Genomic DNA, 20,919 nt, shown 5'->3' with positions numbered 1-20,919 from the left:
TACAGCGCACAAGGCGCTTTCCAGTATTAATTATATCCTGTCGATAATAAAAAACCGCCGCCCTGTGGGCGGCGGTTTCTGTTAGCTTATTTTTTGCTGCTGTCTGCAGCTTTATCTGCCGGTGCAGCATCTGGCTGCGCGTCAGCTTTCGGTGCCGGTTTGATGTCTAACAGTTCAACATCAAAGACCAGCGTAGAGTTGGCCGGAATGCCCGGAACGCCCGTTTTGCCGTAAGCCAGATCCGGTGGGATAACCAGCTGGATTTTGCCGCCTTTCTTGATGTTTTTCAGGCCTTCAGTCCAGCCCGGGATCACGCCGTCAAGACGGAAAGAGAGCGGCTCACCACGGGTATAAGAGTTATCAAACTCTTTACCATCGATCAGCGTACCTTTGTAGTTAACAACCACGGTATCGCTGTCTTTCGGTGCAGCGCCGGTACCTTCTTTCTCTACTTTGTAGACCAGGCCAGTAGCCGAGGTTTTAACGCCTTTCTCTTTAGCAAATTTCTCGCGGTAAACTTTACCTTTGGCTTCGTTGTCAGCCGCGTCTTTTTCCATTTTTGCCTGAGCGGAGCTCTTCACGCGCGCTTCAAACGCCTGCAGAGTTTGTTCGATTTCCTGGTCAGACAGTTTGCTCTTGTCTGCAAACGCATCCTGAACACCAGCGATCAGTTGATCTTTATCAAGTTTGATGCCCAGCTTTTCCTGCTCTTTCAGAGAGTTTTCCATATAACGACCCAGGGACGCGCCCAGCGCGTAAGCGGCTTTTTGGTCGTCATTCTTGAATGCTGCTTTGCTGTCAGCAGTAGCGGCTGGTTTCGCAGCATCAGCAGCGAAGGTGATCGGGGCATGCAGAGCAACAGCCATTGTGGTCGCCAGCAGCGTTACTTTAAACAGTGATTTCATCCATATCTCCAGGGCCGGGGCATCTCACCCCAGGGTTAACTAACATAAAAATGTACTATAAAGCGTTGCAGAACAAATCAACATACAGGCACGCCCTATTATCACCACTTTTCAGACTCTTTTTGTTTAAATTAGTTTCGTTACCGAAGATTGAGTGCTGTGCAAACAGGCAAAGTTAAGTAGAATTCGCCGCAGTCCGCGATCTGCCGGAGAAAAAAGAAAGAGGTGAATCATGCAGGATACAACAATGGAAACTCGCCTGGCTGAACTGGAAAGTCGCCTGGCATTTCAGGAGATAACCATTGAAGAGCTCAACGTGACGGTGACCGCGCATGAACTGGAAATGGCCAAACTGCGCGACCATCTGCGTCTGCTGACGGAAAAGCTCAAAGCAACGCAACCGTCCCACATCGCGTCGCAGTCTGAAGAGACCCCTCCGCCACATTATTGAGACGTAAAAAAGCGGGGATATCCCCGCTTTTTTTGTGTCCGAAAGCGCTAACGCTTATCGGATCTACTCACATATACCCAAAGGATTTCAAATCACAGCAAGGCGGCAAGCTTGAGGAAGTCCTGGGAGCATAGATAACTATGTGACCAGGATTCGAAAGCGCAGCCAACACCGCTGTGGGTTGAAAGACGAAGGGTATTAGTGGCAACCGCAGCCGCCGCCGTTACCTTTACCGCCACCGCCGCAGCAGCCTTCGCCGCCGTGCTCGTGACCATGGTCGTGGCCGTGACCACCGCAGCAACCGTCATGACCGTGGTCATGATCGTGGTCGTGACCGTGCGCACCGTGAACGTGGCCGTGAGCCAGTTCTTCTTCGGTCGCTTCGCGGATAGCAACAACTTCTACGTTGAATTTCAGATTCTGGCCAGCCAGCATGTGGTTACCGTCAACCACAACGTGGTCGTCTTCCACTTCGGTAATTTCTACCGGTACTGGACCCTGGTCAGTTTCAGCCAGAAAACGCATGCCAACCTGCAGTTCATCAACGCCCATGAAGACGTCTTTAGGAACGCGCTGCACCAGGTTTTCGTCGTACTGACCGTATGCGTCGTTTGCGCCAACAGCAACATCGAATTTGTCGCCAACTTCATGACCGTCCAGCGCTGTTTCCAGGCCAGAAATCAGGGAACCGTGACCATGCAGGTAGTCCAGCGGTGCACTCACCGGAGACTCATCAACCAACACACCGTCTTCTGTACGTACCTGATAGGCCAGGCTGACCACCAGGTCCTTTGCTACTTTCATGATATCTCCTGAGCATGGAAAGAATAGTGGCGCAGATTGTAGCGGAATTCTGCACCCGTGTACCCTCTAGCTTAAAAAAAGCTGCGCCATATCGCTAGTCCGGATGAAAAATCCCGATCACTTGCTCTTCTTTGCGAACGTGCTCGCGCGCCTCTTTATCGGCTTCCCGCATCTGATGACCGCACTTAACACACTCAACAATATCGATATTATTTTCACGCCACATCGCCAGAGTATCCTGCGACTGGCAGGACGGACATTTTGCACCTGCGATAAAACGTTTACGAATTGCCATGATTATCCTCTACTCAAATTCATCCCAGCCATCCAGCTGACGTCGCTCTTGCTGCATCTCTCGTTGGAAAATTTCCTCCAGCTCGCGCCGTGCTTCCCTGGCTCGAGAGATTTGTACCGTATCTGTATGCATGGGGATCAGTTCCCGCAGCATGCGCATATCCAACCGACGAAAATGCAGCTGAGCACGCTGGGCCTGGTGCGGATGCATCCCCAGTGTAACCAGCGTTTTACGCCCCAACTCCAGCGCACTGGAAAACGTTTCGCGGGAAAACTGCGTCACACCGGCCTGTAATAACTCATGCGCCTCTACACGTCCGCGCGCTCGCGCAAGAATATGCAAATGCGGAAAATACTGTTGGCACAGTTCCACCAGTTTCATTGTGTCTTCAGGCTCATTACAGGTAATAACAATAGACTGTGCCGCCTCTGCCCCTGCGGAGCGCAACAGTTCCACCTGAGTGGCGTCACCGTAGTAGACCTTATAGCCATATTTGCGCATCAGATTCACCGCGCTGATATCTCGCTCCAGGACGGTAATACGCATTTTATTGGCCATCAACAGGCGACCAATAACCTGACCAAAACGCCCAAACCCCACTACAATCACCTGCGGTTTATCATCTTCCACCCAGGGTTTTTCGTCTTCCTCATCCGTGCCGTTAAACTGGCGGGAGAGCCATTTATCAATCAACTTCATCACCAGCGGCGTGGTCATCATCGACAGCGTGACGGTCACCAGCAGCAACGCCATTTGGTCGCCCTGAAACAGCCGTTGCGAGGATGCCGTTGAAAACAGCACGAAAGCGAATTCACCGCCCTGACTTAAAACCCCGGCAAATTGCATCCGTTCAGAGCTTCTCATGCCGTTAAGACGCGCCAGTACATACAGCACCAGCATTTTTACGACCACCAGCACGATCACACTCGCTGCCACCCACAGAATATGGGTGTAGAGCACGCCGAGATTGAGCGACATGCCAACGGAGATAAAAAACAGCCCGAGCAACAGTCCTTTAAAAGGATCGATTGCCGTTTCCAGCTCATGTCGGTATTCACTTTCCGCCAGCAGCACACCCGCGATAAACGTTCCCAGCGCCATTGACAGCCCCAGCGCATCCATAAATAAAGCAGAACCCAGCACCAACAGCAGCGTGGCAGCGGTGAACACTTCCCGCACGCCAGAATCCGCAATAAAGCGGAAAACCGGACGCAGCAAATAGCGCCCGCCAATCAGCATGCCGGCAAAGGCCAGCACCTTCATTCCCACTTTAATCCAGTCAAAATGTTCGTCAGCAGACCCCGCCAGCAGCGGAACCAGCGCCAGCGCAGGGATCACCGCCAGATCCTGAAACAGCAGCACCGAAAAACCCAACTGCCCGGATTCACTGCGGTTCATGCCTTTCTCACGCATCAACTGTAGCGCCATCGCGGTCGATGACATCGCCAGACCAATGCCGCCAACCACTGCCGCCTGCCAGGAGAACGCAGTGAGCATCAATAATCCGGCCAACACCACCGCGCTCAGCATCACCTGCGCGGCGCCGACGCCAAAAATTGAACGCCGCAGTTGCCACAGCTTGGCCGGATTAAGTTCCAACCCAATGATGAACATCAGAAAAACCACGCCCAGCTCGGAAAAGTGCAGGATTTCATCCACATCGCTGATGAACCCTAATCCCCACGGGCCGATGGCAATACCCGCCAGCAAGTATCCCAACACCGGGCCGATACCCAACCGCGATGCCAACGGTACCGCCGCCACCGCTGCGAAGAGGAACAACACTCCGGCTGTCAACAAATCTGAACCTTCCATCAGCGGCCTCCCACAGGGATCGGATTCGCCAGCCAGTCACCATACGCTTTCGCATGGCTGTCCAGCTCCTGCTTCGTTTGCCTTCTGGCCCAGTAAACGATAATAGGGCTCATCCAGTGCATGCGGCACATACCGGCCGTCAGCTCGAAAGGGCGCAGCACATCGCTCATTGGATAACGGTTTAGCGCGTCATAGCGGTAGGCACTTTCCGGTTCTCCGGTAGTGATAACGCTACGCCAGTACTTTCCCGCCAGTTGATTCCCTCCTGGACCGCTGGCAAATCCACGGCTCAGTACGCGGTCAAGCCACTCCTTTAACAGCGCCGGACAGCTATAGGTATAGAGTGGGTGCTGAAAAACAATCACATCATGCTCACGCAGCAGCGCCTGTTCATGCGGAATATCGATAAAAAAATCAGGATAGTGCGCGTAAAGGTCGTGCACGGTAACATTGCTGAGCTGCATGGCCGGTTTAAGCAGAACACGGTTCGCGACCGAGTCCTGAGATTCCGGATGGGCATACAGCAGCAAGACTTTCGCTGGCTGGAACATCATCCCCCTCCCGGTTTTGTCTTTTGTCTATTTTCGACGTTTTGGGCTACCATTGCGCCTCGGTGCGGCAAACGGCCCGCACATTACATTATCATAATGATAAATTAACATAGTCTGAACATACGGCGCCTTATGATTGTTTTCTCATCGTTACAAATTCGTCGCGGCGTGCGCGTCTTGCTGGACAATGCCACGGCCACCATTAATCCAGGGCAGAAGGTTGGCCTGGTGGGTAAAAATGGCTGCGGTAAATCTACCCTGCTGGCATTGCTGAAAAATGAACTCAGCGCCGACGCTGGAGGATTTACCTATCCGGGAAACTGGCAGCTCGCGTGGGTGAATCAGGAAACGCCTGCGTTGCCACAGCCCGCGCTGGAGTACGTCATTGACGGCGACCGCGAATATCGTCAACTGGAAGCGCAGTTGAACGACGCCAACGAACGTAACGATGGACATGCCATTGCCACTGTCCATGGCAAGCTGGATGCCATCGATGCCTGGACCGTGCGTTCACGCGCCGCCAGCCTGCTGCATGGCCTAGGTTTCTCCAACGAACAGCTTGAACGGCCGGTCAGCGACTTCTCCGGTGGCTGGCGTATGCGCCTCAACCTGGCCCAAGCACTGATTTGCCGTTCAGACCTACTACTGCTCGATGAACCTACCAACCACCTCGATCTCGACGCGGTGATCTGGCTGGAAAGATGGCTGAAAAGCTATCAGGGCACGCTGATCTTGATCTCCCACGACCGCGACTTCCTCGATCCGGTGGTGGATAAAATTATTCATATCGAACAGCAAACCATGTTCGAGTACACCGGCAACTACAGCGCGTTTGAAATACAGCGTGCGACGCGCCTCGCGCAGCAACAGGCAATGTACGAAAGCCAGCAGGAGCGCGTGGCACATCTGCAAAGCTATATCGATCGTTTCCGCGCTAAAGCAACGAAAGCAAAACAGGCGCAGAGTCGTATCAAAATGCTGGAACGCATGGAGCTGATTGCCCCAGCGCACGTGGACAACCCGTTCCACTTCAGCTTCCGTGAACCGGAAAGCCTGCCAAACCCGCTGCTGAAGATGGAAAAGGTCAGCGCTGGCTACGGCGATCGCGTCATTCTCGATTCGATCAAACTGAACCTGGTGCCGGGTTCCCGCATCGGTCTGCTCGGTCGCAACGGTGCGGGTAAATCGACGCTGATTAAGCTGCTGGCCGGCGAACTGGCCCCCATCAGCGGCGAGATTGGCCTGGCGAAAGGCATCAAGCTGGGCTACTTCGCGCAGCACCAGCTGGAGTTTTTACGCGCCGATGAATCACCAATTCAGCATCTGGCACGCATGGCGCCGCAGGAGCTGGAGCAGAAACTACGAGACTACCTGGGTGGATTCGGCTTCCAGGGCGATAAAGTCAGCGAAGAGACTCGCCGCTTCTCCGGTGGTGAAAAGGCGCGTCTGGTGCTGGCATTGATCGTCTGGCAGCGCCCGAACCTGCTGCTGCTCGATGAACCGACCAACCACCTGGACTTAGATATGCGTCAGGCGCTGACCGAAGCGCTGATCGATTTTGAAGGCGCGCTGGTTGTCGTCTCGCACGACCGTCACCTGATCCGCTCCACCACCGACGACCTCTATCTGGTACACGACAAGAAAGTCGAGCCGTTTGATGGCGATCTGGAGGATTATCAGCAGTGGCTGAGCGATGTCCAGAAACAGGAAAATCAGAGCGACGAACCGGCGAAAGAAAGCGTTAACAGCGCCCAGGCACGTAAAGACCAGAAGCGTCGTGAAGCTGAACTGCGCACTCTGACGCAACCGCTGCGCAAAGAGATCACCCGTCTGGAAAAAGAGATGGAGAAACTGCACGCACAGTTAGCTCAGGCGGAAGAGAAACTCGGCGACAGCGAACTGTACGACCAAAGCCGCAAAGGCGAACTCACCGCTTGTCTGCAGCAGCAGGCCAGTGCGAAATCCGGGCTGGAAGAGTGTGAAATGGCCTGGCTGGACGCTCAGGAACAACTTGAGCAGATGCTCGCCGAGTAGTCATAATTGCCGGATCCGACGCCAATACGTCCTATCCGGCATTTTTGTTGAATTATCCCTGCATCGCCAGACGCTGGCGGATTTCTTCGAAATGCTCGCGGTTAAACAGCTTGCCGTTGAGAAAACGAGTTTTCAGCTCCCCTTCCTGCTCTTGCTCCCAAGTCTGTTCATCATGCAGACGCAGTTCCCCTTGCTCATCACGTGTGACGCGAAGCAGACCACGGGCTGAGCGCTTCAGGCCATTATCGGTTTTCGGCTCTTTGAAAATCGTCCGGCCTTTGCCGTCGACTTCTCCCCACGTCGCTTTCATCGCAAAACCGAAGGTGTCACGCGTGTTGTACTGATAGGTAAAGGAACCGACGCCAAACACGACGTTTGAACTGGCAAATCCTTTCGCTTCCAGACGACGCAGGATCTCATTCGCCCGCTCAAGGGTGATGGAGTCGCCATAAATCAGTCCAACATGCGGGTCGAGCACCTTGTAACCTTTGGCGTTAATCGTACCGCCAAAAATCTCCCACAGCACTTCCACGGACCCTTTCTCCTGAGCGGTACGATCGCTGCTTGTATCGTTATCTTCGCCAGTACCGCACAGAATCTCTACCGGGTTGCCGCTATCCGGACGGAATACCACACGACCTTCACGCGCCAGAATGATGCCCTTCAGTTCACGGGTATATTCCGTCAGCACCTGCCAGTAGTCCCAGGTATCAGATACTATCGATACAAATCCTTGCGGGTAGAGATCGGCAATCAGGCGGCGGAAGGTTTCAATCTCATGCTCGCGCTCGCCCATACACATCACGCTGTGTTCAGTAGCTGGAATGCTGGCGCCGATAAAATAGGGCTCGCCGTCGGTGTAGTAATCGCGGGCGTACAACAGAGATGGAATACTGTCGGTCCCTTTAAAGCTCAACAAATGCCCACTGCCCGCCTGCATGGTGTCCTGTAATCCGGACATACCGCGAAATGAAAAGTCATGGCACTGGAAGTCAAGATGCGTCTGGTCGCTACAGGTTTTCTGTGCCCAGCGTGCGCAGATTTTGCGGTAATGGTGAGCAATCGTGGCGTTTGTCGACGCTTTCCACAATTCCGCCGACAGGACGGTCTCCAGGTAATTCACCAGCCAGAAAAATTCGGGTTTGGTGTTGATAATGGTTAAAACCGGCACCGTCATTGGGACTTTGCTACCTTCATCCAGCGCCTTGATGTGCAGCGGCAGATAGCCCAACTGATGCAATGCACGAATATGGTCCACCGCCACTGCATCTTTGCCGAGATAGCTATCCATGACCTGTTTGTATTCACTCACAACCTCATCTTCCGGGCGGGCAAAGAACGCCTCATTAAACAGGTCGACTAAAAACCACTGCATAAACCCCTGCAGGCCGAAAAATACCAGTTTGCCATCCGCCAACGGCGAGGAGAAAAAGCGATCGCTGCGTGGGGTAAAGTTGGAATATACGCGACGGGTGCCCTGCGGATACTGCACGCGGTGAGACACTTTGTAGCCGTCGATAGCTAAAATTGGATTCATTTTCATAACAGGTGTCTCCCTCAGGCGCGGTAAATCGCGTCAATATCGATAAGTTCAAGCTGCGGATGTTCCAGCGTCGGGGCAGCTAAAGAAGTGGTGGTGTAGATGGCGTCAATACCGTTAGCAAACAGGTGTTCAACGCCCTTAGAAAAGATCCCGTGGGTGACGTACAGGCTAACGCTGTGGGCACCGGCATCACGTAGCACCTGCGCAGAACCTATGAAGGTGCCGCCAGCATCACACAGGTCGTCGACAATCAGCAGATCCCTCCCCCTGACGTCTCCGGCCAATAACGCAAATCCCGTCAGGCTGCCGCTTGCCACATCACGTTTTTTGCTCAGGATGGCGTACTGCTCCACACCGGCCGCTCTGGCTACGGCATCAATCTTCTTCAGCGATCCTGCATCGGGAGCAACCAACATCAGCGCGTTTTGCTGAAACAGCCGCGATAATGACGCGCTTTGCATCAGGCAAACCTCCTGGGGGATCGCCACAAAGTTGTCGATTGCAGCCGCCGCCGCGTCACTGTGCGGGTCGAGCACGTTGACCTTGTCAAATTTCAACGTATTGAGCTGACTGGCGAAGACTTTCAGCGCAAAGCTGTCACCCGATACCATATGTCTGTCCTGACGCGCCCACGGTAGCCAGGGAAGGTCGAGATGGCTGACCAGTACATCGGTCTGATGACGGACCGCCTCAACCAGTTGCGACAGCAGCATAAAATCGTTCATATCGCGCATAGCCGTGGCACGGATGCGCATCAGGCGAGCAAAGGTTGGCAACGCATCGGTGACTTTTAACCAGACAGCACCATCAGGAAAAACACCGCTGGCAACGGCATAGACCTGGTCGTCCAAAGTTAGTGTCAATTTTATGTTCATCGCGCTCACCCCTTAATTGTGTCCCTTCGACACAATTAATAATGTCCCTAAGACACATACTAAGCAAGCAGAAAATGAATTATTTTTAAGCTGTTAGTTAATCAACTGATAAGTAATGAGAAAAAACGAACCTTGCCCCCCGGTGCCGGGCTGGTACACTTATCAGCGTTACAAATCATCGTGAGTACCTTATGACCACAGAAGCCGACTACCTGAATCAGTACGACGCCAGCCGCTTCCCTTCACCTCTGGTGACGGTAGATAGTGTGTTATTTACCCTGCATCAGCAGGCGCTGTGCGTATTACTGGTCGAGCGGGCAAAGCAGCCGCAAAAAGGACGTTGGGGATTACCCGGCGGCTTTATTGATATCGAAAACGATGATTCAACCCGTACCACCGCGCTGCGCAAACTCACTGAAAAAACGGGTGTTTCGCCTTCGTGGCTGGAACAACTGGATACCTTTTCCGGGCCTGATCGTGACCCGCGCGGCTGGAGCCTGACGGTCACTTGGTTTGCACTAATCGCCTGGGTAGACTGCGCGCCCCATATCGCCAGCGTCAGCAATGCCCGTTGGGTGCCGGTTGATGAGCTGAAAAACTATTCACTCGCGTTTGATCACGAGAAAATCATTACAGCGGCGCTGCATCGCTTGCGGCAAAAAACGATGTACTCGCTCCTGCCAGTGTACTGCTTGCCAGAAACATTTACCCATGGGCAACTACTCGAAGCCACTGAGGTGATCCTCGGTCAGTCGATCCAGCGTAAAAGTCTGATTCGTCGCTTTGAAGCGTCAGGAATGTTTGAAGATACTGGAGAAAGCGTGGCGACAGGGACGCGTAAAGCCCGCCTGTGGCGACGTAAACCTAACGTCGATTTTCATTTTTTCTCGCGTAACCTGCTGACTGACTAGCGACAAAATCACATATTGGCTAACCCGCACGCGCTGTGCGCGGTATAGTTATTCTTTCCGATTATTAATTGCTCCGGTGTTATGGTTGAAATCACGTCCACAGAAATGACCCCACCTACCGACAATTCGCGAGAATTCCGCCCGATGCGCGGTATCAGTAACCGCCATCTGCAGACGATGCTGCCGCGATTAATTCGCCGTAAGGTGAAGTTCGACGCCCACTGGCAGCGTCTGGAATTGCCCGACGGCGATTTCGTCGATCTGGCGTGGAGTGAAGATCCGCAACAGGCGAGACACAAACCGCGCCTGGTGGTTTTTCACGGTCTGGAAGGTAGTCTGAACAGCCCCTACGCACATGGCCTGATTGAAGCAGCACAAAAGCGCGGCTGGCTGGGCGTGGTAATGCATTTTCGCGGTTGCAGTGGTGAGCCCAATCGTTTGAACCGTATTTATCACTCCGGTGAAACAGAAGATGGCACCTGGTTTTTACACTGGCTGGATCGTGAGTTCGGTCGCGCACCGACCGCCGCGGTAGGTTATTCACTCGGTGGAAACATGCTGGCTTGTCTGCTGGCAAAAGAAGGCAACGATATTCCGATAGATGCAGCGGTTATCGTTTCTGCGCCTTTCGTGCTCGAAGCCTGTAGCTACCATATGGACAAGGGCTTTTCCCGTGTCTATCAGCGCTACCTGCTCAATTTATTGAAAGCCAACGCCTCGCGTAAGCTTGAGGCATATCCAGGTTCGCTGCCGGTAAGCCTGGCCCAGTTGAAATCTTTGCGCCGCATTCGCGATTTTGACGATCTGATCACCGCCAAAATCCACGGTTTCGCCGATGCTATCGACTATTACCGCCAGTGCAGCGCCATGCCGTTGCTCAATCGGATCGCCAAACCAACACTGATTATCCATGCTAAAGACGATCCGTTTATGGATCATCACGTGATCCCGAAACCGGAAAATCTGCCTTCACAGGTGGAATATCAGCTGACTGAACATGGCGGCCACGTCGGATTTATTGGTGGCACAGTGCGCCGTCCTGAGATGTGGCTGGAATCAAGAATCCCGGACTGGCTGACAACGTATCTGGAGGCGTCATCATGATTATCCCATGGCAAGATATCTCTCCGGACGCGCTGGACAATCTGATTGAAAGCTTTGTCTTGCGTGAAGGCACCGATTACGGTGAACATGAACGCTCGCTCGAACAAAAAGTCGCCGACGTCAAACGCCAACTACAATCAGGTGAAGCCGTGCTGGTGTGGTCCGAACTGCATGAAACGGTCAACATTATGCCGAGGAAGCAGATTCACGAGTAATCCGTAGCCGCCGGCCGACTTTACTATAATTACAACCATTTCATGGAGTTGTTATGTCTGCCAAACATCCGGTGATTGCGGTAACAGGATCCAGCGGCGCGGGGACCACCACCACCAGCCTCGCGTTTCGTAAAATTTTCGCGCAGTTAAACCTGCACGCCGCCGAGGTGGAAGGTGACAGTTTTCACCGCTATACCCGTCCGGAAATGGACATGGCGATTCGCAAAGCACGCGATGCCGGGCGGCATATCAGCTATTTCGGCCCCGAAGCTAACGACTTCGGTCTGCTGGAGCAAACCTTCATTGAATACGGCCAGACGGGCAAAGGTCAGTCGCGTAAATACCTGCACACCTACGATGAAGCAGTACCGTGGAATCAGGTTCCGGGGACATTCACGCCCTGGCAGCCGCTGTCTGAACCGACGGATGTCCTGTTCTATGAGGGACTTCACGGCGGCGTTGTCACCCCTCAGCAAAATGTGGCCCGACATGTCGATCTGCTGGTTGGCGTGGTGCCAATCGTGAACCTGGAGTGGATCCAGAAGCTGACCCGCGATACCAGCGAGCGTGGACACTCGCGTGAAGCGGTGATGGACTCGGTGGTGCGCTCAATGGACGATTACATCAATTACATCACGCCACAGTTTTCCCGTACGCATATCAACTTCCAACGCGTACCAACCGTCGATACCTCTAATCCCTTTGCCGCCAAGAGCATTCCGTCACTCGATGAAAGCTTTGTCGTGATTCATTTTCGTAATCTGGAAGGGATCGACTTCCCGTGGCTGCTGGCCATGCTGCAGGGCTCATTCATTTCTCATATCAATACGTTGGTCGTACCGGGCGGAAAAATGGGTCTGGCGATGGAATTGATTATGCTGCCGCTGGTGCAGCGACTGATGGAAGGCAAAAAGATAGAGTGATATGTGGAAAGCGCCCGATGGCGCTTCGCTTATCGGGCCTACGACTCAACATCACCCTGTAGGCCGGATAAGGCAACGCCGCCATCCGGCATCAGCAATTACGCGGCAACCACTTCATAGGAGTGGGTAATGTTCACCGCCTTTTCCAGCATCAGCGCCACGGAGCAATATTTTTCCGCCGAAAGATCGACCGCACGTGCGACGGACGCATCTTTCAGATCGTTACCCGTTACGATGAAATGCAGGTTGATATGGGTAAACAGGCGCGGCGCTTCATCACGACGCTCGGAGGTCAGCTTCACTTCGCAGTTGGTCACATCCTGACGACCCTTTTGCAGGATCGACACCACATCAATTGCGCTGCAACCACCCGCAGCCATTAAGACCATTTCCATCGGGCTCGGCGCTTTATCACCGGAATTACCGTCCATCAAAATCTGGTGGCCAGAGGCGGACTCACCGAGGAAGGTCAGCCCTTCAACCCACTTAACACGTGCTTGCATATTTTATTACTCCGATGCATCAATTTTCCTGACAGATTACGCGCACACAACAAATCTCGCAACGGAAGGCGACCTGCGTCATGCTGAAGCGAGACACCAGGAGACACACGGCGAAAGCTATGCTAAAACAGTCGGGATGCTACAGTAATACATTGACGTACTGCATGTATGCAGAGGACATCACATTACAGGCCGTCGCACGTATTGACAGCCCCCTTCCCAGGTAGCGGGAAGCACATTTTTGCAAACCCAGAGACAGGATGTTTTTTGGCTCTGGAGACAGCTTATAACAGAGGATAACCGCGCATGGTGCTTGGCAAACCGCAAACAGACCCGACTCTCGAATGGTTCTTGTCTCATTGCCATATTCATAAGTACCCATCGAAGAGCACGCTGATTCACCAGGGTGAAAAAGCGGAAACGTTGTACTACATCGTTAAAGGCTCAGTGGCAGTGCTGATCAAAGATGAAGAAGGGAAAGAAATGATCCTTTCTTATCTGAATCAGGGCGATTTTATTGGTGAATTAGGCCTCTTCGAAGAAGGTCAGGAACGCAGCGCCTGGGTCCGTGCTAAAACTGCATGTGAAGTCGCTGAAATTTCCTACAAAAAATTTCGCCAATTAATCCAGGTCAATCCAGATATTCTGATGCGCCTGTCCTCTCAGATGGCTCGCCGTCTGCAGGTCACGTCTGAAAAAGTGGGCAACCTTGCCTTCCTCGACGTTACCGGTCGTATCGCGCAGACTCTGCTGAATCTGGCGAAACAGCCTGATGCGATGACCCACCCGGACGGCATGCAGATTAAAATCACCCGTCAAGAAATCGGCCAGATCGTTGGCTGCTCCCGTGAGACCGTCGGTCGTATTCTGAAGATGCTGGAAGATCAGAACCTGATCTCCGCACACGGTAAGACCATCGTCGTCTACGGCACACGTTAACCCCATCGAAGTGGCGCGTTACCCCGTAATGCGCCACTTTTGTTTGCTCCGATGTGGCGAAGACTGATATACCACCCAGAGATCAACTACGCACTACGACAAACGCTGGTGCTATGTTTACCTGTGGCCGTCGGCCTGATCATCGGTCAGCTTCATCTGGGACTCCTCTTTTCCCTCGTCCCTGCCTGCTGCAATATTGCCGGTCTTGATACCCCGCATAAGCGCTTTTTCAAACGCTTAGTGATTGGCGCGTCTTTGTTTGCCGGATGCAGTCTGATCATGCAATTACTGCTGGCACAGACTATACCGCTGCCGCTGATCCTCACCGGCCTGACGCTGATTCTTGGTGTAACCGCAGAATTAGGCCCTCTGCATGCGCGACTACTACCTGCCTCGCTTATCGCGGCAATTTTCACACTCAGTCTGGCAGGTAACATGCCCGTCTGGGAGCCGCTGCTAATCTACGCGCTGGGCACATTGTGGTATGGCCTGTTCAACTGGTTCTGGTTCTGGATGTGGCGCGAGCAGCCGCTGCGTGAGTCGCTCAGCTTGTTGTACCGCGAATTAGCCGATTACTGTGAGGCCAAGTACAGCATGCTGACCCAGCATGCCGACCCAGAAAAAGCGCTGCCTCCCCTGCTGGTGCGCCAGCAAAAAGCGGTGGATTTAATTACCCAGTGCTATCAGCAAATGCATATGCTGTCGGCGCATCGCAACAACGATTATAAGCGCCTGCTACGTGCCTTTCAGGAGGCGCTCGATTTACAGGAACATATTTCCGTTAGCCTCCACCAGCCGGAAGAGGTGCAAAAGCTGGTCGAACGTAGCCACGCCGAACAAGTGATTCGCTGGAATGCGCGCACCGTCGCCGAACGCCTTCGCGTACTGGCCGATGATATTTTGTATCACCGCTTACCGACCCGTTTCTCAATGGAAAAGCAGATTGGCACGCTGGAGAAAATCGCCAACCAGCATCCGGACAATCCGGTGGGTCAATTTTGCTACTGGCACTTCAGCCGTATTGCCCGTGTGCTACGCACCCAGCGACCACTGTATGCCCGGGATTTAATGGCTGACAAGCAGCGTCGACTGCCGCTGATCCCTGCCCTGAAAAGCTATCTGTCGTTGAAATCCCCGGCGCTGCGTAATGCCGGACGCATCAGCGTCATGTTGAGCATTGCCAGCCTGATGGGCAGCGCCTTACACCTGCCAAAACCCTACTGGATTTTGATGACAATCTTGTTCGTCACGCAAAATGGCTATGGGGCGACTCGGGTACGTATTTTACACCGTTCAGTAGGGACGCTCGTCGGCCTGGTGATCGCTGGCGTCACACTGCACTTTCATATTCAGGAAGGTTACACGCTGGCAGGCATGCTACTGATAACCCTGGTGAGTTATCTGACCATCCGCAAAAACTACGGCTGGGCTACCGTCGGCTTTACCGTCACCGCGGTATATACCCTGCAACTGCTGACACTGAACGGGGAACAGTTTATCGTGCCGCGGTTTATCGATACGGTCACTGGCTGCCTGATCGCTTTTGGCGGGATGCTCTGGCTGTGGCCGCAGTGGCAGAGCGGTTTACTGCGTAAAAACGCCCACGATGCGTTAGAAGCCGATCAGGAGGCCATTCGCCTGATTCTTAGCAACGATCCCCAGGCCACACCGCTGGCGTATCAACGTATGCGGGTCAACCAGGCGCATAACACGCTGTTCAACTCACTTAACCAGGCGATGCAGGAGCCTGGGTTCAACTCGCACTATCTGGCGGACATGAAACTGTGGGTTACGCATAGTCAGTTCATCGTCGAACACATCAACGCAATGACTACGCTGGCAAGGGAACATACGATGCTGACGCCGGATTTGGCGCAGCGATATCTGGAGTCCTGTGAAATTGCGATCCAGCGCTGTCAGCAGCGGCTGGAATATGACGGACCCGGAAGCTCCGGCGATGTGAATATTCTTGAGGCGCCAGAGATGCTGTCCCATGGGCCTTTAAGCACCCTTGAGCAGCATCTGCAGCGGGTTTTGGGGCATCTGAACACCATGCATACCATTTCGTCGGTAGCATGGCGTCAGCGACCGCACCACGGGATCTGGCTGAGCCGCCGGTTGCGGGACATGAAAGGTTAAGGTCGACTGCCGGATGCGCTACGCTTATCCGGCCTACGAATCACACCTTACCCTGTAGGCCGGATAAGGCGCTCGCGCCGCTATCCGGCAATCAACCCACCACTTTCGCCACGGCCTGCGCGAAGCGCTGCATCCCTTCATCGATATCGGTCTGCTCCACCACCAGCGACGGCGCGAAACGCATCACGTCCGGTCCGGCGTTCAGTACCATCACGCCTTCATTCGCCGCGGCGTACAAGAAATCACGCGCCCGGCCTTTAAACTGCGGCTTCAGTTCGGCGCCAATCAGCAGTCCCATACCGCGAATGTCGCTGAAAATGTCAAACTGCTGGTCAATTTTCTGCAAATGCTGAACAAACGCCTGGCGTTTGGCCTGAATACCTTCCAGCACTTCCGGCGTGTTGATGATATCAAACGCAGCTCCCGCAACCGCGCAGGCCAGCGGGTTACCGCCGTATGTGGAGCCGTGTGAACCCACGTGAAACGCGGAGGCAATCTCCTGGGTGGTCAGCACCGCGCTCACCGGGAAACCGCCACCGAGCGCCTTGGCGCTGGTGAGGATATCCGGCGTCACGCCGTAGTGCATATAGGCAAACAGTGAGCCAGTACGCCCCATCCCGCTCTGTACTTCATCAAATACCAACAGCGCCTGGTGCTGATCACAGAGCTCACGCAAGCCTTGCAGGAATGCCGGCGTTGCCGCAGTAACGCCACCCTCGCCCTGAATAGGCTCGATCACCACCGCGCAGGTGTGATCGTCCATCACCGCTTTGACCGCATGCAGATCGTTAAACGGGACATGGATGATATCTGCCGGCTTTGGTCCAAAGCCGTCGGAATATTTCGGCTGCCCACCGACGGATACGGTAAACAGCGAGCGGCCGTGAAACGCGTTATGGAAGGCAATGATTTTGGTTTTGAACGGGCTATGGCGCACGCAGGCATAGTGGCGCGCCAGCTTAAAGGCGGTTTCGTTAGCTTCGGTACCGGAGTTCATGAACAGTACGCGTTCGGCGAATGTTGCCTCAATGATTTTACGGCCTAAGCGCAACGCAGGTTCGTTGGTGAAAACGTTGCTGGTATGCCACAGGGTTTCACCCTGGGTTTTTAACGCCTCAACCAGCGCAGGATGGCAATGCCCTAACGCGGTAACTGCAATGCCGCCCGCGAAATCAACATACTCTTTACCCTGTTGATCCCATACTCGACTCCCTTTCCCTTTTACCGGGATAAACTCAGCCGGTGCATAAATCGGCAGAATCACTTCATCGAATGTCGCGCGTGTAATTGCAGTTTGTTCAGTTGCCATGTCATTACCACCCTGTTAAGCAGAAATGCTAGTGAAATTATAATCACAAAATATGAATAAAAAATCACTAAATAGCAACCACAAATCACCGGTTGAGGAAATTAGCCAGCAGCTGATGCCCCTGTTCGCTGAGAATGCTCTCCGGGTGAAACTGCACCCCTTCCATATCCCACTCCCGGTGGCGAATACCCATGATCTCCTGCGTTTCACTCCAGGCGGTCACCTCAAAGCAGTCAGGAAGGGTTTCGGGAGCGACCACCAGAGAATGATAGCGCGTTACCGTTAATGGATTGGCGAGCCCCTGAAAAACGCCCTGCCCGTTATGCGTAATCGGCGACGTTTTACCATGCATCACTTTCGCCGCCCGAACCACGGTCGCGCCAAAGGCCTGCGCCATCGCCTGGTGCCCCAGACAAACGCCCAGCAGAGGGATCTTCCCTGCGAAATAGCGAATAACCTCCAGCGAAATACCGGCGTCATCCGGCGTACAGGGTCCCGGGGAAATGACGATTTTTTGCGGGCTCAGCGCGTCAATTTGCACCAGCGTCAGCTCGTCGTTGCGCCTGACAAGGACATCTGCCCCCAGTTCGCAGAAGTATTGGTACAGGTTCCAGGTGAAAGAATCATAGTTATCGATAAGCAGGATCATGGCGGCTCCGGTACATAAGAACCGCGCTATTCTACTCAGTTTCCGGTGCTTCGCTTACCACTTTACGAAATATCGCCCGCAGTGCAGACAGGTCACCCATCGCCCCGCTCTGATTAGCCTGATTCCACTCCTCAACCGGAATGCCATCCCAGCTCAGCACATACCCTGCATGAATCGCTAACTGTTCGAAGAAAATACGCTGCGCCAGACCGCTACCAATGCGAAACGGATGCAGCACATTGATTTCGCAATAATAGTGCGCAAGACGATCGACAAACTTGTCTTCCGGTAATCCCACCAGCCAGGACTCATCTTCCAGGTCCTGCATCAGTGCATTGCCCTCTTTCTCGATATAGGCGAAATGGCAAAAGCGAGTATCGCCCTGGTAAATATCGACTTCGCGCAGGTGTCCCGCCCAGTCAAAAATATCCCGATACAGCTGGCGATGAATGGCACACAGGTGCGGTAAGCCCCGTTTAAGCGGCCCCAATTCGATAGTCGCCGCACGCAGCGCCGTCAGTTCATAAGCCGCCTGCGCCAAACGCTGCGCCTGATGAATCCCCAGACGGTTACGCATGACATTCAGGCCCGGATATAAATACGGGTCGCGACCATCACCGAATTTATCGCTCATAGTGCCTCCTCAGCTCTTCAAGACGCGCCAGAGCGTCTTCAGCACTCAGAGTAACCCGTAGAATATCTACGCCTTCCAGCCGTCGGCTGGCCTGGAAATTGGCGTTTCGCCGCTGTTCCCACAGCCTGGACTTTTGTTTATCGGTGAGTTTTTTCACGTGACCTCCCTGAATGAGCCGACACTTGCCACAAGTATAAGCAGCAATTTCGGGTTACGCAGAGAGAGGGGGGAACGCGGGCAAGAACTACCCGCGCTAGATACGATTACGGCAGAACTTTAGCAGAAAGGATAACAATCGGTTTTGACGGAACATTCTGGTATGGACCGACATCATGGGTCTGTACCTGAGAGATCTTATCCGCGACATCCATACCTTTCACAACTTTTCCGAAGACAGCATAGCCAAAGTCGCGCTGGCCGTGATCGAGGAAAGCGTTGTCTGCAATGTTGATAAAGAACTGGCTGGTCGCGCTGTCTTTATCCGCTGTACGCGCCATAGCAATCGTGCCGCGGGTGTTACGCAGTCCGTTATCGGCTTCATTCTTGATTGGCGGGTTAGGTTTCTTCTGCTGCATCTGCTCGGTAAAACCGCCACCCTGCACCATGAAGCCAGGGATCACACGGTGGAACGTAGTGTTGTTATAGAAACCGCTGTTGACATAATCGACAAAGTTTTGCACTGAAACCGGGGCTTTCTGACTGTTCAGCTCCAGCTCAATGTTACCAGCAGAGGTTGTCAGCAGAACATGAGGATCACCTTTTGCTGCCAGTGCTGCGGGAGAGAGAGCAGAAAGAGCGAGAACAGCTGCAACAGCCGCCAGAGTCGATTTGAGCATGAGAATTCCTTAACAAGAGCAGAAATGAAGCAAGTGAATTGATTCTAAAGAGCCTTCAAGGACAAGGCTATCCCTTTACCTAATTTTACGTACTTGAAACAAATGTAACCTTACTGCCGCATGAATCAATGTGATTTAGATCACATACAAAAATGTAATAAACAAAGTCATTACCAATAAATATTTAAATACATCACAAAAGCGCCTAAAATCTGCCCGCTCACGGCGCAGTCAATGCGCCTTACACTTCTATACAGGCCAGTCATGACTAACAGCAATCGCATCAAGCTCACATGGATTAGCTTTCTCTCCTACGCCCTGACAGGTGCGTTGGTAATTGTCACCGGGATGGTGATGGGAAACATCGCAGATTACTTCCATTTGCCCGTTTCCAGCATGAGTAACACCTTCACCTTCCTGAATGCCGGCATTCTGATTTCTATCTTTCTAAATGCATGGCTAATGGAAATCGTGCCCCTGAAAACCCAGTTGCGCTTCGGCTTTATCCTGATGGTACTGGCAGTCGCCGGACTGATGCTCAGCCATAGCCTGGCCTTGTTCTCTGCCGCCATGTTTGTATTGGGTCTTGTGAGCGGTATAACCATGTCGATTGGTACGTTCCTGGTAACTCAAATGTACGAAGGTCGCCAGCGCGGTTCACGCCTGCTGTTTACTGACTCCTTCTTCAGCATGGCCGGTATGATTTTCCCGATGGTTGCCGCGTTCCTGTTAGCGCGCAGCATCGAATGGTATTGGGTCTATGCCTGCATCGGCCTGGTATACGTCGCCATTTTCCTGCTGACCTTCGGTTGTGAATTTCCGGCACTGGGTAAACACGCTCAGCAGTCAGACGCGCCGGTAGTAAAAGAAAAATGGGGGATTGGCGTGCTGTTTCTGGCGATCGCCGCACTGTGCTACATCCTCGGTCAGTTGGGCTTTATCTCCTGGGTTCCGGAATACGCCAAAAGCCTGGGTATGAGCCTGAACGACGCAGGTAAACTGGTCAGCGACTTCTGGATGTCTTACATGGTTGGCATGTGGGCGTTTAGCTTCATTCTGCGTTTCTTCGATTTGCAACGCATCCTGACCGTACTGGCGGGTCTGGCCACCGTACTGATGTATCTGTTTATCACGGGTACGCCGGAACATATGCCGTGGTTCATTCTAACGCTGGGCTTCTTCTCCAGCGCGATTTATACCACCATCATTACCCTTGGATCCCAGCAGACGAAGGTCGCCTCACCCAAACTGGTTAACTTCGTTCTGACCTGCGGCACCATCGGTACTATGCTCACCTTCGTGGTAACCGGCCCTATTGTGGCACATAGCGGCCCACAGGCGGCATTGCAGACGGCTAACGGCTTATATGCGGTTGTATTCGTAATGTGCTTTATTCTTGGCTTCGTCACGCGTCATCGCCAGCATAACGCGCCAGCAACGCATTAATTTCAGTGCCGGGGGCGCTTCGCTAGCCCGGCCTACAC

General features: G+C 53.4%; 21 protein-coding genes and 1 pseudogene. 9 read left to right on the top strand and 13 right to left on the bottom strand.

Annotated elements, in window-relative coordinates; genetic code table 11:
* Nucleotides 1–86 precede the first annotated feature (86 nt).
* Nucleotides 87–905 (bottom strand): FKBP-type peptidyl-prolyl cis-trans isomerase, encoded by an 819-nt coding sequence (gene fkpA / locus OGV74_RS03170; RefSeq protein WP_003023641.1) that lies wholly within the window; start codon nt 903–905, stop codon nt 87–89.
* A 232-nt stretch (nt 906–1,137) separates the two neighbouring features.
* Between fkpA and OGV74_RS03165 the strand changes: the two genes are divergently transcribed.
* Complete coding sequence (locus tag OGV74_RS03165) at nt 1,138–1,356, top strand: protein SlyX (RefSeq protein WP_003023639.1); 219 nt, start codon at nt 1,138–1,140, stop codon at nt 1,354–1,356.
* A 198-nt stretch (nt 1,357–1,554) separates the two neighbouring features.
* Here OGV74_RS03165 and slyD read toward each other — a convergent pair whose 3' ends face one another.
* The 4 genes from slyD to kefG all read right to left on the bottom strand — a co-directional run bounded on the left by slyD (nt 1,555) and on the right by kefG (nt 4,821).
* Entirely contained in the window at nt 1,555–2,160 is a 606-nt protein-coding gene (gene slyD, locus OGV74_RS03160; protein WP_003023634.1) for a peptidylprolyl isomerase, read from the bottom strand.
* A gap of 94 nt (nt 2,161–2,254) precedes the next feature.
* Nucleotides 2,255–2,455: a YheV family putative zinc ribbon protein gene (locus OGV74_RS03155; RefSeq protein WP_003023632.1), complete on the bottom strand. Its 201-nt coding sequence runs from the start codon at nt 2,453–2,455 to the stop codon at nt 2,255–2,257.
* 9 nt (nt 2,456–2,464) lie between these two features.
* Complete coding sequence (gene kefB / locus OGV74_RS03150) at nt 2,465–4,270, bottom strand: glutathione-regulated potassium-efflux system protein KefB (protein WP_003023630.1); 1,806 nt, start codon at nt 4,268–4,270, stop codon at nt 2,465–2,467.
* A complete protein-coding gene (gene kefG, locus OGV74_RS03145; RefSeq protein WP_003023629.1) occupies nt 4,270–4,821 on the bottom strand; it encodes a glutathione-regulated potassium-efflux system ancillary protein KefG in 552 nt (183 codons plus the stop codon). The genes kefB and kefG overlap by 1 nt, the downstream gene beginning before the upstream one ends.
* A 132-nt stretch (nt 4,822–4,953) precedes the next feature.
* Here kefG and OGV74_RS03140 point away from each other — a divergent pair, with 132 nt between their 5' ends.
* The gene (locus OGV74_RS03140) at nt 4,954–6,855 is read left to right on the top strand and encodes an ABC transporter ATP-binding protein (protein WP_086504625.1); all 1,902 of its coding nucleotides are present in this window, start codon (nt 4,954–4,956) and stop codon (nt 6,853–6,855) included.
* Nucleotides 6,856–6,907: 52 nt separating this feature from the next.
* Here the strand turns inward: OGV74_RS03140 and OGV74_RS03135 are convergent, their stop codons facing one another.
* Together OGV74_RS03135 and prs are read right to left on the bottom strand one after the other, a co-directional pair.
* A complete protein-coding gene (locus tag OGV74_RS03135) occupies nt 6,908–8,398 on the bottom strand; it encodes a nicotinate phosphoribosyltransferase (RefSeq protein ID WP_086504626.1) in 1,491 nt (496 codons plus the stop codon).
* Between the two features lie 14 nt (nt 8,399–8,412).
* The gene (prs, locus tag OGV74_RS03130) at nt 8,413–9,273 is read right to left on the bottom strand and encodes a ribose-phosphate diphosphokinase (protein ID WP_071697079.1); all 861 of its coding nucleotides are present in this window, start codon (nt 9,271–9,273) and stop codon (nt 8,413–8,415) included.
* A gap of 191 nt (nt 9,274–9,464) precedes the next feature.
* Here prs and OGV74_RS03125 point away from each other — a divergent pair, with 191 nt between their 5' ends.
* From OGV74_RS03125 to OGV74_RS03110, 4 genes and pseudogenes are all read left to right on the top strand, one after another.
* Nucleotides 9,465–10,184 (top strand): NUDIX hydrolase, encoded by a 720-nt coding sequence (locus OGV74_RS03125; RefSeq protein ID WP_003023620.1) that lies wholly within the window; start codon nt 9,465–9,467, stop codon nt 10,182–10,184.
* A gap of 35 nt (nt 10,185–10,219) precedes the next feature.
* A pseudogene (locus OGV74_RS03120) lies at nt 10,220–11,288 on the top strand (hydrolase).
* Entirely contained in the window at nt 11,285–11,503 is a 219-nt protein-coding gene (locus tag OGV74_RS03115) for a YheU family protein (RefSeq protein WP_003023615.1), read from the top strand. The pseudogene OGV74_RS03120 and the gene OGV74_RS03115 overlap by 4 nt, the downstream one beginning before the upstream one ends.
* Before the next feature lie 53 nt (nt 11,504–11,556).
* Nucleotides 11,557–12,426, top strand: a complete 870-nt coding sequence (locus tag OGV74_RS03110; protein ID WP_086504629.1) for a phosphoribulokinase — start codon at nt 11,557–11,559, stop codon at nt 12,424–12,426.
* A gap of 98 nt (nt 12,427–12,524) precedes the next feature.
* On the opposite strand, the gene OGV74_RS03105 is transcribed toward OGV74_RS03110, so the two are convergent.
* Nucleotides 12,525–12,929 carry an OsmC family protein gene (locus tag OGV74_RS03105; RefSeq protein WP_003023611.1) on the bottom strand — a complete coding sequence of 135 codons (405 nt, stop codon included), beginning with the start codon at nt 12,927–12,929 and terminating at the stop codon, nt 12,525–12,527.
* A gap of 306 nt (nt 12,930–13,235) precedes the next feature.
* Between OGV74_RS03105 and crp the strand changes: the two genes are divergently transcribed.
* Nucleotides 13,236–13,868 carry a cAMP-activated global transcriptional regulator CRP gene (gene crp, locus OGV74_RS03100; protein WP_000242758.1) on the top strand — a complete coding sequence of 211 codons (633 nt, stop codon included), beginning with the start codon at nt 13,236–13,238 and terminating at the stop codon, nt 13,866–13,868.
* 51 nt (nt 13,869–13,919) lie between these two features.
* Nucleotides 13,920–16,007 (top strand): YccS/YhfK family putative transporter, encoded by a 2,088-nt coding sequence (locus tag OGV74_RS03095; RefSeq protein WP_003023605.1) that lies wholly within the window; start codon nt 13,920–13,922, stop codon nt 16,005–16,007.
* 91 nt (nt 16,008–16,098) lie between these two features.
* Here the strand turns inward: OGV74_RS03095 and argD are convergent, their stop codons facing one another.
* From argD to ppiA, 5 genes are all read right to left on the bottom strand, one after another.
* The gene (gene argD / locus OGV74_RS03090) at nt 16,099–17,316 is read right to left on the bottom strand and encodes a bifunctional acetylornithine/succinyldiaminopimelate transaminase (RefSeq protein WP_003023603.1); all 1,218 of its coding nucleotides are present in this window, start codon (nt 17,314–17,316) and stop codon (nt 16,099–16,101) included.
* 85 nt (nt 17,317–17,401) lie between these two features.
* Nucleotides 17,402–17,965 (bottom strand): aminodeoxychorismate synthase component 2, encoded by a 564-nt coding sequence (pabA, locus tag OGV74_RS03085; RefSeq protein ID WP_086504630.1) that lies wholly within the window; start codon nt 17,963–17,965, stop codon nt 17,402–17,404.
* 31 nt (nt 17,966–17,996) lie between these two features.
* On the bottom strand, nt 17,997–18,599 hold the full coding sequence (locus OGV74_RS03080) for a putative adenosine monophosphate-protein transferase Fic (RefSeq protein ID WP_003023599.1): 603 nt from the start codon (nt 18,597–18,599) through the stop codon (nt 17,997–17,999).
* Nucleotides 18,589–18,756, bottom strand: a complete 168-nt coding sequence (ficA, locus tag OGV74_RS03075) for a FicA/YhfG family antitoxin (RefSeq protein WP_003023597.1) — start codon at nt 18,754–18,756, stop codon at nt 18,589–18,591. The genes OGV74_RS03080 and ficA overlap by 11 nt, the downstream gene beginning before the upstream one ends.
* 106 nt (nt 18,757–18,862) lie before the next feature.
* Nucleotides 18,863–19,435, bottom strand: coding sequence for a peptidylprolyl isomerase A (gene ppiA, locus OGV74_RS03070; RefSeq protein WP_003023595.1), 573 nt, complete (start codon nt 19,433–19,435; stop codon nt 18,863–18,865).
* Nucleotides 19,436–19,699: 264 nt separating this feature from the next.
* Here ppiA and tsgA point away from each other — a divergent pair, with 264 nt between their 5' ends.
* Entirely contained in the window at nt 19,700–20,881 is a 1,182-nt protein-coding gene (gene tsgA / locus OGV74_RS03065; RefSeq protein ID WP_003023593.1) for an MFS transporter TsgA, read from the top strand.
* Nucleotides 20,882–20,919 lie beyond the last annotated feature (38 nt).

Source organism: Citrobacter sp. Cf116 (assembly GCF_030336505.1).
In the GTDB taxonomy this organism is placed as follows: Bacteria; Pseudomonadota; Gammaproteobacteria; order Enterobacterales; family Enterobacteriaceae; genus Citrobacter; species Citrobacter freundii.
This window is presented reverse-complemented; position numbering and strand designations above follow the sequence as displayed.